Consider the following 13,861-nt stretch of genomic DNA (forward strand, 5'->3'; position numbering starts at 1 on the left):
GGCCGATCGTCGCCGAGGGGTGCCGCGGTTGAGTCACCGCCAGCGGCAATCGCGGCGGACGGGCGATCAGGTGATTGCTCACAAGCTGTTCGCACCGGCCGGCACGCCGGGCGCGGTGCGCCGGGATGCCATTCTGCAACGGATTCTCGGCCGCAACAGCCCGCGCGTGGTGCTGCTCCAGGCCCCCGCCGGTCACGGCAAGACCACCCTGCTGCAACAGGCCTGGAGCGCCTGCGACGCCCAGGGCATGCGCTGCGGCTGGCTGACCTTCGACGAGGCCGATAACGACATCACGCGCTTCGCTGCCCACATGCAGGCACTGGTGGATACCGTGGCGAGCCGGGAAGACGCGGAGGTTATGCCGACTCAGGCGCGGGGGCGTACCCAGCACGCGGACTGGCTGACCACGCAGCTGGTGGCCATCGGCCGCCCGGTGGCGCTGTTCCTGGACGAGTTCCAGACCCTGTCCAACCGCCCGGTCCTGAGCTTCTTCCGCAACCTGTTCGAATCGGTACCGGCGGAGGTGCGCATTTTCGTGGGCACCCGCACCCTGCCGCGGGTCGGGCTGTCACGCCTCGAGGTGAATAACCGGGCGATGGTGATCCGGCCGGCGGATCTGTGCTTTTCCCGGGACGAAGTGGCCCGCTTCTTCCAGGACGTCAGTGACCTGGGCATGCGGCCGGAGGAAACCGCCGCCATTCACGACCGCACCGAAGGCTGGCCCGCCGCGGTGCAGCTCTACCGGCTGTCGCTCGCCCAGCCGTCGGTACGCGAATCGCTGCGCGACATCGCCGATTTCCGGCCCCGCCCGCTGGCGGACTACCTGGCCGACAATGTGCTGCAGCTGCAGACCCCGGCGGTCCAGCAGTTCCTGCTGCAGAGCTCACTGCTCACGCGGCTGTCGGCGCCACTGTGCAATGCCGTGCTCGAACGCGACGACGCCCAGCGCATGCTGCAGACGCTGGAAAGCGCCGGCCTGTTCCTGCGCAGCCTCGACGCCGAAGGCTACTGGTTCAAATACCACACCCTGTTCTCCTCGTTCCTGGCCGACCAGTTGCAGGAACAGGACCCGGAGGCCGCCCGCCGCATCCACGAGCGGGCCGCCCGCTGGTTCCACGACCACGGCCTGCACGAGGAGGCCATCCACCATGCACTCGCCAGCGGCGACGCCGACTTCGGCGCCCGGATTCTGGACAGCTGGACCACCTTGCTGATTGCCGAGGGCAATCTGATGACCGTGGAGCGCTGGAGCGAGCGCATCCCTGCGGCGCAGTTACGGGCCAACCCGGACCTGGTGGTCAAGATCGTCTGGGCGCTGACATTCCTGCGCCGGCACCGCAAGCTCGCCCCCCTGCTGGCCATGATCGAGGACATCCCCGCCACCGAGCGGGCCCGCATGCAGACCCATCCGGCCGTAGTGCTGTCGATGGCCGCGGTGGTCCGGGATGACATTCAGGAGGCCGCCGACATCGTGGCCACCATGGACGTGCGCGACAGCGAGGTCGAGGGCTTTCACGCCTTCGAACTGGGGGCGGCGGCCAATCTGGAAGGCTATCTGGCGATGACCCGGGGCGAGTTCGAATCCGCCCGCGAAATCCTGTCGCTGGCCCGCGCCCACTCGGACCGCGGCGACGCCACCTTCAGCTGGGGCTATTCGGTGGGTACGGCCGCCATGAACATGCTGCTGCAGGGGCAGACGCAGGACGCCATCGGCATGTTCCGGCAGTGTCTGGACGAGCCGCGGGTGCAGGTGGACGACTCCTTCGCCTCGGCCGCGATCGTGGCCTGCTACGTGCACGCCCTGTACGAGGTCGATGACATCGACACCGCGCTGGACCAGTTCCGGCGTTATCACGATGTAATCGCCGACGCCGCGCTGCTGGACTATCTGGCGCTGGCGTATTTCTCCGCCGCCCGCATCCATGACAGCCGCGGCGACGGCAAGCGCGCCACCACCGTCCTCGAGGAGGCGGAAACCCTCGGCCATGCCAGTCGCTGGCCGCGGCTGCTGCGACTGGTCGGCTGGGAGCGGGTACGCCGGGCACTGGCGGCTGACGAGGTCGACCACGCGCGGCGCATTGCCGCCGCGATCCAGGCCGAACCGGCGCCGCTACCGACCGGGTGGCTGCCGTTTGCCGAGGACACCGCCGGCGAGGCCATCGGCAGGATCCGGCTGGGCCTGCGCGAGGCCAATCCGGAAGCGGCCATGCGCCTGATCTCGACCGAACAATCCGCAGCCACCGCCCAGGGGCGAACCCGGCGACAGATCAAGCTGCATATCCTGGAGGCCATCGGCCACCGCCGCCTCGACAACACCAACGCGGCCCATCGCTCGCTGCGACGGGCACTCAATCTGGCGGCGCCGGCCGGTCTGGTCCGGACCTTCCTGGAGGAAGGCCCGGCGGTGATCGACCTGCTGCGCAGCGATCTGGCAATACTGACCAGCAGCGCCGGCGTGGAAGGCGCCGAGGGCCCCGTGCAGCAGTTCGTGGTGCGCATTCTGGCCACCGCCGGCGTGGTGGATGCCGACGTGGTCCGCACCCCGGCCGGGGATCCCCACCGCCCGCTCGAACCCCTGACCGAACGCGAGAGCGAAATCCTGCAGTTGCTGGCCAACGGGGCCTCCAACAAGGACATCGCCCGTCACGTGTTCGTGTCCGAGAACACCGTGAAATTCCACCTCAAGAACATTTACTCGAAACTCGGGGTCAACAGCCGGGTGCAGGCGATCAGCGCCGCCCGGCACATGCAGCTGCTGTAGCGGCTCACGCTACGGCGCGAAATCCTTCACGCCGCTGTCCTCACCCTCTGCCTCGGCTTCTTCCTGCTCACGCAGCGCCGGCCGCAGATGCATGCGCGCCACACCGTAGCGGACCGCCTGCAGGAAACGGTCCAGCTGCTCGCGCTGGGTGGAGAGCGTGTCGATGGCCACCGAGGCCAGACGCTGGATTTCGGTGTCCGCGGCCTTGTCCAGCATCGCCATGACCCGGCTGTCCACCTGTCCGGCCACGGCCCGTGACGCGCTGCCGTCATAGGCCACCGGGCGCGCCGCGGCGGTAGGCGCCTGCGCCAGCGCCGTCTGCAACCGGCGGATGCGCCGGATGTTGGCCAGCGGTTCGCTGAACGCGTTGGAGGCCAGCATTCGCTGGACCCAGCGCGAGCTGGCCAGCGAGTCGCCCAGGGCCTGACGGCGCCAGTCGCGGCCCAGCGCCGTCAGCGAGTCACCCGCCGCCGGCAGCGACACCGGCTCGTCATCCTGCAAACCCTCGATCGCGCTGGTCAGTTCATCGCGTACTGCCTGCAGCATTTCCATTGCCTGCGCGTACTGCTGCTGGGCGGCGCCGTAGGCCTCGAACTGTTCCATCAGATAGGGAATCGCTACCAGTGCCTCCTGCACCGCCTCCTCGCGAGGGTTGCGCTGGGTCAGCATCTGCCAGGCCACCAGCGCCCGCTGGCGCTGCTGGTCCTCCTCGTCGGCGATATCGGCAATGGGGTAAGTGCCGAGCTGCACCTTGCTATAGCCGTCGGCACTGAAGCGGTCGCGTTGATCGTCCCGCTGAAGTCGCCCGGTCTCGGTATCGGCAATGCCGTAGGTGCCGGCCTCGGGCTCGTCGCCGATCGCGACCCGCTGCTGGCGTTCGCCGGGCGGGGTGATCTCGGCCCGACCCAGCCCCAGCAATGCCACCGGCGACAGCGGCCCGTGCAGACGGACCCGCTGGAACATGTGCTTGGCGGTGGCGCCCTGGTCGGCGTTGAGAAAACTGAAGCCCAGCAGCACGTTGGCCCGGTCCCGGAGCATTCGCTGCGCCGGGGTGAACGGCGTCATCCGGCCGATTCGGTCCAGCAGCGTGCGGCCCATCGCCACCTCCCCGCTGCGCAGCCAGGCCACGGCCAGGTTGTAACGCATGGTCAGGCTCTGATTGTTGGCATCGTCCACCTCGGTGATGACTTCCAGCGCATTCTCGCCGCTGGCCAGGGTGGCGGCCGCCCGGCCGTAGGCCCCCTCCGCCATCTGCAGGCGCGAGAGCGTGTCCTGCCAGCGCACCCGCTGCGCCGGGGTGAGAAACTGCCGCGCCTTGTCCAGGCGACGGCCGGCGGGCCCGTGGTTGCCGCGCTTGAGATCGAGCTCCGCCAGGCGCAGGCGGATATCCTCGAAGGGCTCGCGCTCGGCGCCGAGCCGCGTGTACGTCTCCACCGCCTGTTCCGCCTGCTCGGCCATGCCGAAGTCGAGATACACGTGGGCCAGCAGGGCGAAATAGGCCGGCTTGAGGTTCTCCTTCCCGCTGATCGCAGCCATGTCGATGAGTTCGATCATGGCCTCGAATGACTGGTCGCGGGCGCGCAGATAACGGGTAAGCGCCAGGCGCGGATCCTCGGCCTCCTCGCGCCACTGCCAGGGCTTGGGATCGAGCCGCCGGTTCATCTGCAACGCGGCGGGTGCCGCCGGCAGGATCAAAGCCTTGCGGGCCTCGCCCTTCTCGAACTCGAGATCAATCTCGCCGGTCAGTTGCGTCCCGTCGGGTTCGGCATCGCGCAGGCGGCCGGCGAACTCGAGCCGGACCCGGTGCGTGCCGGGTTCGACGTTGGTGCGCAGCACCCTGTCGAGCCGCCGCTCGTCGCTGTGCAGCAGCAGGGCGTCGTCGCGATTGTAGCGCTCGCTCGCCACCTCCCGGCCATCCAGCAGCAGGGTGACCTCCTCCAGCACGAAGGACGGCACGTTGATGCCGATGAATATCGAAACATCGGTTTCCGCCGGGAAGGCGGCCGACTGGGCATCGCCCCGGCGGGCGGACAACAGATCGAAGGCCCGCTCCTGGGTCAGAGCGACCGCGCGCTGTTGTTCAGCGGCCTGGCCGCGGTCGGTGGCCGCCAGCGCCAGTCCGGCCGGCAGCAACAGCAGCGCGGCCAGCGCGCCCGTTCGCAGTTGATACAACATCCTGTCGTTCACGTTCGGTCGGACGGGTGCGCGACGACGCCGCGTTCCCTCCAATATGCCAGAAACCGGGGCCACGCGATCAGGCCGCCCGCGCCTCGCGGGCAAGCACGCTGACCACCATGGCCGCACTGTCGTCATCGAGATAGCCGCCACCGTTCTCCGCCAGAGCCAGCCGAGCGCCCTCGACCTGCCGCGCGCCCGTCTCGCCGCGTAGCTGCTCGGTCAGCTCGACGATCTGGGCGCAGCCGGTAGCGCCAATGGGGTGTCCCTTGCGCAGCAGACCGCCGGAGGTATTTACCGGCAATCGCCCACCCAGGGCGCTGTGGCCGGCCTCCACGAAATCGCCGCCTGCCCCTGCCGAACAGAAACCCAGCTGTTCGTACAAAAGCACCTCGGACGGGGCCGAGGCGTCGTGGATTTCCGCACAGGACAGATCGTCCGGTCCGATTCCGGCGGCGTCATAGGCCGCGGCCGCCGTGGTGACGGCCAGCGGGGGCCGGCCGGGCGCACCGCCGCCGCTAAGGCAGGAGGCCAGCACCCGCACCGGGCGGTTCCGTTCATGCATCTGTCGCATCCGCCGGGCCGAAACCAGCACCAGTGCCGCCGCCCCGTCACCGATCGGCGAGCACATGGGCAGGGTCAGCGGCCAGGCGACTTCACGGGCGGCCAGCACCTCGTCGACACTCAGCCGATCCCGATACTGGGCGCGGGGGTTGAGGCTGCCGTGGGTCGCGTTCTTGGCGGATACCGCCGCGAACTGCGCCCGGGTGGTGCCGTGGGCCTGCATGTGGGCCGCAGCCCAGGCGACGTAGATATCCATGAACAGCGACCGCGTGCGCCCGGCGTCGGCGGTATCCGGCGTCAGGCCGGCCGCCCGGATGCTTGCCGCAACGTCCGCCATGACCGCCTCCCGGTCGGCCACATCGATCGCACCGGTGAGCAGATCGAGGGTGCGCTGCCGATCCGGATGGTGGAGCTTGTCCATGCCCAGAACCAGCACCGCGTCATACGCGCCGAGCGTGACCATCGAGGCCGCCTGATGAAAGGCGGTGGCACCGGTAGCGCAGGCGTTTTCGACGTTGACCACCGGTATCCCGCCCAGGCCCATGGCCCGCAGAACCACCTGGCCCGGCACGCAGGTCTGACCGGTGATCGCGCCGGCGCCGGCGGTGCCCACATAGGCGATCTCCGGGGCGCCCACGGCCGGGCCGGCGTCCGCCAGCGCCGCCTGCACCGCTTCCGCGGCGAGGCTCTTGAGGTCACGATCCGGATGCTTGCCGAATCGGGTCATGCCCACCCCGGCGATATAGGCGTGTTGCTTCATCGCGGCGGATGGACGCCGTCGGATCGATCAGGCGGCGTAACCGGCTCAGCCGAACCGACGCAGGGCATTGCGGGTCAGATAATCGTCGTACATGTTGTCGGTGTTGACCTGCATCTGGTGGCCCGCGCCGACTTCCCTGACCTGTTCCAGGCGGGACATGCGTCCGGTCTGGATGTCGTAGCAATGCACGTGAGCCCAGGACCAGTAGGGATGATCGCCGTCCATCACGCGGCGGCCGTTGCCGTCGTCGTAGATGGCGTAGGCGCCGTCGAAGCTGCGCCAGACGTTGCCCTTGCGGTCATAGGAATTCATCGCGATGGGCAGACCGGTGCGCGCATCGAACCAGACCCGCTTCTTGCCCACCGGCGCGCGACTGTAACTCGTGGGCTCGGCTTCCACGGCAATCGCCTCGGGCACCAGCTCCACCGTGGTGTCCCAGAAGGTCTGTCCCTTGGGCCCGCCGTGGGTGGTGTGCTCCCAGTTGGGGTGGTCCGGGTTCCAGCCATCGGAGATGCCGGTGAGCATGGGTCCACGGTCCACGATCTCGTAGTTACCCCAGGTGTACATCGGGTCGCCGGCCGCCCAGGCATCGGACAGGAACAATGTGCCACCCGGCACCAGGGGCTCGAAGCGCTGGTTGGTGGGGTATTCGCGGATGCGCTTGAACTCGGGCAGGTACCCCACCAGATCCGGAAAGACGTGCTGGTCGTAATCCCAGATATTCAGAAACGACGTACCGGCGATGTCGTTGGGCGCGGTGAAGATCACGCTCTGGAAGCGCAGCTTGTCCATGTGTGCCCGCCAGTACGGCTTCGGGTCCATGGAAACGCGGGCCACCGGGGCCAGTTCCGCCCAGACCAGATCGTACGCGTACTCGAGGTCGCCCTGGGCACCGATGTCGTACTCCTTGATCGCGTACAGCGAGGCGTCGTGCCGACCCCAACTCAGGGTCAGGGCCGCGAACAGCTCGATACCGGTCTTGGCGTCGGGAAACGGATTACCGCCGATCCAGGGTTGGCCGTCCGGCGTCACCACGTTGCCACGGTCGTCGAACTGGGCCTTGCCCTGGTTCCTGAGCGTGGCTTCCAGGTATTCCCACGGCGACAGCCGCATGATCTCGGTGGTGGTCGGGCCGATTTTCAGCTTGCGGCCCATGTCGCGGATCTGCTGGTACTTGATCTCGTCCAGCAGGTCGCGGACATGCTCGACATTGGAAGCGTCGATGGTGTCGCCGGTGCTTACCTTGCCCTTGGTGTACTCGTCGATCGACAGCAACTCGTCGGGGTAGGCCTTGTTGATCTCGCCCGAGCGGGCGATGGTCGGCCACAGCGGGGCCAGCACGCCGGCGGTACCGGCCGCGCCCAGGCCGGCCAGGAAACGGCGGCGGCTGTAGTCGCGGTCAAATCGGCGGATGTGCATATCAAGCCTCCTTGCGTGGCCAGGTCAGGCATGCCGCGAACCGGCACTCGCCCGGGTTGGACAACGGCCAGCGCCGTAACTCACCGCAACTTTCCGGTGCTGGCCGAAAAACCGGCGACCGGGTCACCCCGGCCGCCGGCGGAAGCATCGGCCCGCTGCCGGCAGGTTGCCCCGCCGGTAACGGCTATCGGCCGTCGGGCCTAGAACTGGTACTCGACGCGGGTGGTGATTTCGTCGGCGAAGCCCACCGTGGACAACGCGTTCTCGGTTTCCAGACCGTGTACGGTATCGATGATGGTGGCGAAGGCCTGGAAGGTCCAGGCGCGGCTGGGCTTCCAGCGCAGACCGGCCTGGGTCAGGATGCCGCCCTTGACGTCATACAGCGTGGCGAAATCGATGCGCCAGACACGATTGGCGAACGGCTGCTGGAACGCGAAGGCGATGGCATTGAAGCTGCCGATGCCACGGGGAATCCGATCCGCAGGATTCTCCGCGAATGGGTCGCCACCGAACCCGGACAGGTGCCGGTTGAAGATGTCCGACTCCGACCGATGCAGGTACTGCAGAATCGCGAACGCCGCCGGGAACGTGTTGCTGTAGCGCACGAACTTCTGGAATACCAGCCCGATCTCGTACTCGTCTTCGACGATGATCTCGCGGTCGTTCGGATCCAGCGTGATCGGGGTGAAATGCCGGTCCGGGGTGTACTTCATTTCCAGACTGGCGTTGATCTGGTCGAACAACAGGGAGCCCTGCGGCCCCTCGATGCGGTAGCCGATGCCCAGGCCGAAGTTGTTCTCGCGGTAGAAGTCGCGGGTAATGTGGCCACGCAGACCGCCCGTCAGAGAGAAGAACAGATCCTCCTGACGTTCCTGCTCGGCCGCCGACGAGGCCTGCATGGCCCCCAGACTCTGGTTGGCTGGCATTTCGCGGATGGCGGCGTTCAGGCCGTTGAAGTGGTCCAAGCGGGCCAGGGCGCCGTAGGTCGAGAACTCCCTGCCCGAGACCACACCAGTGGGGTCCACCTCGAACGGAGTGTCAGCGAGAATCTGGCCAGTGCCCGGCACCGTGACCCCGTTAAAGCCGCCGGCCAGGTCGGTCGGGATGCCGATTGACCCGAAAAGCCGGTCAACCTCGCCAAGCAAACCACCACCGATACCGCTGACACCAGCCGGCTGCAGGCCCTGCTCCACGTCGGCGTCGGTCCACTGGAAGAGGCCGAAGTGGTTGTAGCGCCGGTTCGCCAACAGCGTGATGTCGAACGGGCCAGCCGGGCCGCGCAGACGCACGCCATAGTTGAACTCGCTGTCGTACTGCTTGAACTCGTCACGCACCGTGAACTGCGAGGGGATCACGTTGTAAGGCGTGTTGGGGTTGCCGTACATGGTGGGACGGAACCGCTGCACGTAGGAATCGATTTCCCAGCCCTTGAGGAACGTGGAGCCGCCGATCAGGTAGGACACGCGCAAGCCCAGCGAGGGCACGCGCTTGTCGGAGAATTCCTCCGGCACGAAATCCAGCATGCTGTGGCGGCGCAGGTCGAGCCCGTTGGGCACGTCCATGATGCGGAAGAACAGCAGGTCACCCCAGGCAATCTGCTGGTTACCCAGACGGACGGTCAGCGGACCGTTCTGGTAGTCCAGGTACAGCTGCGGGAAGTCGATCATGTACTGCTCGCCGGCGAACTCCAGCGGGCTGCTGCCCTCGGCGCCCTGGATGTCGGCAAGATCCTGGGCGTTGCTGACGCCCATGGCCTGTTCCTGGCCCGGCAACAGTACCGGCCCGTCCTCGTAGCGGAACTGGAACAGGTTAGGGTTGTTCTGCAGGCTGCCGACCGGGTCGGCGCCCGGTACTTCGTCGACATCGAAATTGTTGTACAGATCGGGATCGGCGATGCCGCGCACCTGAATCTTGTAGCGCAGATTGTCGAAGATGCCGCCCTGCAGCACCAGTTCACCGCGCAGGTACTCAAGGTTGATGCTGTTGTCCTCGCGCGGTACGGCGCGCACCACCGTATCCGAGACCCCCACTGGCACCCCGACCGGGGCGCTGTTGCGCTGGGTAGGCACCCCGTTATAGACGATACCGGATTGATTGTACGGGTTCTCGTCACCGGTGATCTTGAACGCGGTTTCGTTACGCAGGAACCCGCCATAACCGAACGAGAAGTTCGGGTCGCCCAGAATACTGTCGACGATGCCGGCCTGTGCCACCGGCACCGCCAGCATCGATCCGGCAGCAACGCTCGCGGCAGCCACCCAACTGATTCTCCCTTTCATCGCGCACCCCTCCTGAGAAGTTCTAGCTTTCTGAATGCTTCAATATACACCGCCGGCGCCGCCTGCCAAGCCTTCGGAGGCTGTTCGCGACTGCCTGCAGCGCCTAGTTTGTCCGTGCCCCGCCGATCCGGATGATCCGACCGGTGTGACCAACGGCCAGCACCGAGCCGTCACCGGCCACCGTGGCACCCATGTACCAGTTCTCGTTCACGTCACCGGCGGTCACCTGCTGCCAGGTTTCGCCATCGTCGTTGCTGTAGATCATGTGCCGCATGCCGGGCGCCACGATCTGGCCGCTGTCGTCGGCGTGTACGCCGAGCAGATTGGCATCCACACCGGTGGACAGATCGGTCCAGGTTTCACCCCCGTCCGTGCTTCGGGCCACGGTGCCCTCCTGTCCCACGGCATAACCGGTTCCGTCAGCGCGCATCTGGATGGAGAATAGCGAACTCTCCCCGCGCCGCACCACCTCCCAGTCACGCGCATCACCAGTGGAGCGCAGCACCAGGCCGAATTCGCCCACCGCCAGGGCCGTGCCGTCGTCGGTAACGGTGACGTCGTTGATGTGGGCCTGATAGCCGCCCTCGGTCACCTGGGTAATGTCGAAGTCGACGTTGGCCCAGCTTTCGCCACCGTCTTCGGTCATGATCATGGTGCCGAAGGTGCCCACCGCCACGCCGAAGCCGTCGCGATTGATGCTGACACCGAGCAGACGCTCTTCCGTAAGCGGCTCGACCTCGGTCCACTCGCCGTCACCATCGCGCCAGATGATCACGCCGTCCTGACCGACCGCCACCTGCCGTTCGCCGGACATGGTGACGTCGAGGAAAGCACGGCGGGTGTCGTAGTCCTGGCGTTCCCAGGTCTGGCCGCCGTCGCTACTGACCACCAGCGAACCGCGATCGCCAACCGCGACCCCCATGCCGCCTTCGCCCACTGCCACCGCGAACAGATCGCGATGGGCGGTGCCGGTGGTGATCGTGGTCACATCCGGGCCCGATTCCGCCGCAGCGGCGGTGCCCGCGATCAGTGCCACCAGCATCCCCGTGGTCCGCGCCAGCCTTGCCAATCCCATACCCCTGTTCTCCGTTCGATGAACTCGCCGCGGCGTGGGTGCCGCGTGCCTGTCTGCCGTAACCTGCCGTGTTCGGCGCATGCTAGCCCTCCTGCTGGTAACGGCTCAGATCGACGTGTTCGCACACGATCAGGTCGTTGCGCTGCACGAACTTGGGCTTGATGAACCAGATCAGCAGCGGCAGCACCAGCAGCGACATCATCATGTTGATCAGCATCACCAGACCCAGCAGCAGACCCATGTCGGCCAGGAACTTCAGGCCGGACAGGAAATACCACGGCATGATGCCGATGAGCATGATGGTCGCGGTGAAGGCGATCGCGCGACCGGTGGTGGTCACCGCTTCGTGGATGATGCGACCGAAGTCACCTTCCTGGTTGTCGTATTCCTCGACGATGCGGGCGAGCAGATAGATGCCGTAGTCGATGCCCACGCCAACGCCTACCGCGGCCACCAGCACCGAGTTGATGTCCAGGCCCACGCCCATCAGTGACATGGACGCCACGATCACGAAGTTGGACATGTTCACCGGCACCAGCAGGATCAGCGCCGCGATGAACGACTTGAAGGCGAACGAAGCCAGCACGAACATCATCAGGTTGAGAAACAGCACGATTTCCCAGTAGTTGGCCTCGACCGTGTCGTTGACTGCCTGCTGCAGCGCGATGGTGCCGGAGCCCAGTCGCACGATGAAATTCTCGTGCTCGACGCCAACCTTCTCGACCGCCTCACGCGCATGGCGCAGGGCGTCGTCCACCGTTTCCTGCTTGTTGTCCTTGTACCAGAACGACACCGTGGCGTTCTGCTGCTTCATGTCCACCACGTGGGAGAAGGCCTTGGGGCCGGACCCCATCATGGACGCGGACGCCGCCGCCTGGGTATCGGAATCCTCGAATCCCAGCGGCACCCAGCGCGGGTCGCCGCCGTTATACAGGCGTACCGAGGCGCCAAGATAGTCCGCGAAGGACAACGTGGCTCGCGGCGCATCCGGGGCCCGCTCCATGTAGTCCTGCAGGGTGAGCATGGTGTGCACCGTCTCGGCCTTGCGGGCAGTGCGCTCCAGGCTGCCTTCACCGACCTCCTTGGATTCGAGCACGATCTCGAGCGTGTTCACGCCCGGGAAGAAGTTGTTGATCTGGCGCACCGCGACGTTGAACTCGGAGTCGTGCCACAGCAGTGAACTGCCCTCGACCGGGTTGCCCACCTTGATCTGCCAGCCGATGGTGGCCGTCACCGCGCCGAATATCACCATCGCGATGCCGGTGGGAATCGCCTTGCGGCCGTAGGTCAGCGCGGCCACGCCTCCCAGGAACTTGGCCATCACCCGGTGAATACCGCCACCGCCGCCATCGCGATCGACGATATCGCTCAGGTTCCGCGGCAGCGGCAGCGCGGACAGGATCAGCGGCGCCAGGAACAGCGACGTCGGAATCAGGATCATTGCCCAGAAGCCGCAGAACAGCGCGAATCGCTGCATCGCCGGCACCGGCGCGATGATAATCAGCAGGATCGCCGCCGCGTCGGTGATGATGCCGAGGGTGCCGGGCCCCATCATTACCCGCAGGGCGATCTCGCCGGCTCGATCCTTGTCCTTGACCACCGCGAGGATTTCGTAGAACCGCTCGATGTACTGCACCGTGTGCGAGAACGCCCTTGCCACCAGCAAAAGCGGCACCAGCAGCAGCAGCGGCTCCACCGCCAGGTCCAGCCAGCCGACGAAGCCGAAACCCCAGATCGCTGACACCACACCGGTGATGAACGGGGTCACCACGCCGGCCACGTTGCGCATATACAGGAATAGCGCGATGAACAGCGCCGCCAGCGTAACGCCGAAGATCAGCAGCATCTGGAACTGATAGCGATACACCCAGCCCGTGAGCATGGGCTGCCCGGCCGCGTGGATTTCGTGATTCTCGTCACGCGCCTCCTCGACCAGATTCTGGACGAATTCGAAGGTCTCCCCGTAGTCGAGATTCTGCTCGATGAAGGTGGCCTGAACCAGCGTGGCCGAGCCATCCGGGGACACCAGGAACCCGCGCACGTTGGGGGATCGATTCACGCGGGTCTTGAAGTCGGCGATGCCCTCGGCCGTCTGCGGCACCTCGTCGCCCATCAGCGGGCGCATGTCGATACCGAACGGGGTGGCCTCGGCGTAGCGGGCCTTGGGCGTGGTGATCGACAGCACCTGATCATGGTCGACCGCCGGCGCCAGATCGATGTCGCGGGTGAGATCCCAGACCTTTTGCAGGGTCTCGGTGCTGTAGATATCGCCATCCTTGCGCTTGACCATGATCGACACGGTCAGCGGGTTACCGAAGTTGGGATGGTCGCGGAAGGTTTCCGCGAAGGGATGACCCACCGGCAACAGATCCGAAAAGATCGTCTTGATGGTCACATTGGGCAACCCGGCCGCGAAGAAAACCGTCAGTGCGGCGACCACCCCGGTCACCAGTATGCGGTGCCGGAACACGAAGGTTGCGATGCTCTTACGGACGTCGGCCATGTCCCCTCATTCCCATTGCTGTCTGATCTGTTATGCCGCATCGGCCCGTTCGCCGGACCGTAACGACTCGGCGCCGACCCGGATTTCCGGCCGGCGATGAAGCGGGGGACATGATCGAGCATGATCGGTGGCAACACACCACCACGGACGGTCGTGACCGTTCCGTCGGCGGGTGCGGATGACCCGTCTGCCGACGGACGCCGTCCTGACTCACGTGAACCCCTCCTCGCAATCTCGCACCCTGCGCCCCTTGGTTGTTATGCGGGACAGTTACTCAGGGCAGCGTCACCTAGGGCGACGCGAATTAGGCTACCACGAAGTCTAG

The 13,861-nt window shown here is 66.3% G+C and carries 7 protein-coding genes; 1 reads left to right on the forward strand and 6 read right to left on the reverse strand.

The genetic code is table 11. The features are described 5' to 3' along the window. The first annotated feature begins 70 nt into the window (after positions 1–70). Positions 71–2,761 (forward strand): winged helix-turn-helix domain-containing protein, encoded by a 2,691-nt coding sequence (locus RM532_RS06315; RefSeq protein ID WP_311652352.1) that lies wholly within the window; start codon positions 71–73, stop codon positions 2,759–2,761. Between the two features lie 9 nt (positions 2,762–2,770). On the opposite strand, the gene RM532_RS06320 is transcribed toward RM532_RS06315, so the two are convergent. The 6 genes from RM532_RS06320 to RM532_RS06345 all read right to left on the reverse strand — a co-directional run bounded on the left by RM532_RS06320 (position 2,771) and on the right by RM532_RS06345 (position 13,536). Then, positions 2,771–4,936 carry a tetratricopeptide repeat protein gene (locus tag RM532_RS06320; protein ID WP_311652353.1) on the reverse strand — a complete coding sequence of 722 codons (2,166 nt, stop codon included), beginning with the start codon at positions 4,934–4,936 and terminating at the stop codon, positions 2,771–2,773. A 79-nt stretch (positions 4,937–5,015) separates the two neighbouring features. Then, positions 5,016–6,260, reverse strand: a complete 1,245-nt coding sequence (locus tag RM532_RS06325; protein ID WP_311652354.1) for a thiolase family protein — start codon at positions 6,258–6,260, stop codon at positions 5,016–5,018. Between the two features lie 45 nt (positions 6,261–6,305). After that, complete coding sequence (locus RM532_RS06330) at positions 6,306–7,679, reverse strand: DUF1329 domain-containing protein (RefSeq protein WP_311652355.1); 1,374 nt, start codon at positions 7,677–7,679, stop codon at positions 6,306–6,308. Positions 7,680–7,879: 200 nt separating this feature from the next. Beyond that, positions 7,880–9,958, reverse strand: a complete 2,079-nt coding sequence (locus tag RM532_RS06335) for a DUF1302 family protein (RefSeq protein ID WP_311652356.1) — start codon at positions 9,956–9,958, stop codon at positions 7,880–7,882. A 103-nt stretch (positions 9,959–10,061) separates the two neighbouring features. Then, positions 10,062–11,033 carry a WD40/YVTN/BNR-like repeat-containing protein gene (locus tag RM532_RS06340; RefSeq protein ID WP_311652358.1) on the reverse strand — a complete coding sequence of 324 codons (972 nt, stop codon included), beginning with the start codon at positions 11,031–11,033 and terminating at the stop codon, positions 10,062–10,064. A gap of 82 nt (positions 11,034–11,115) precedes the next feature. Then, positions 11,116–13,536, reverse strand: coding sequence for an efflux RND transporter permease subunit (locus RM532_RS06345; RefSeq protein ID WP_311652359.1), 2,421 nt, complete (start codon positions 13,534–13,536; stop codon positions 11,116–11,118). Between the last annotated feature and the right edge of the window lie 325 nt (positions 13,537–13,861).

Source organism: Spectribacter hydrogenoxidans (assembly GCF_031846275.1).
Classification (GTDB): domain Bacteria; phylum Pseudomonadota; class Gammaproteobacteria; order Nevskiales; family Salinisphaeraceae; genus Spectribacter; species Spectribacter hydrogenoxidans.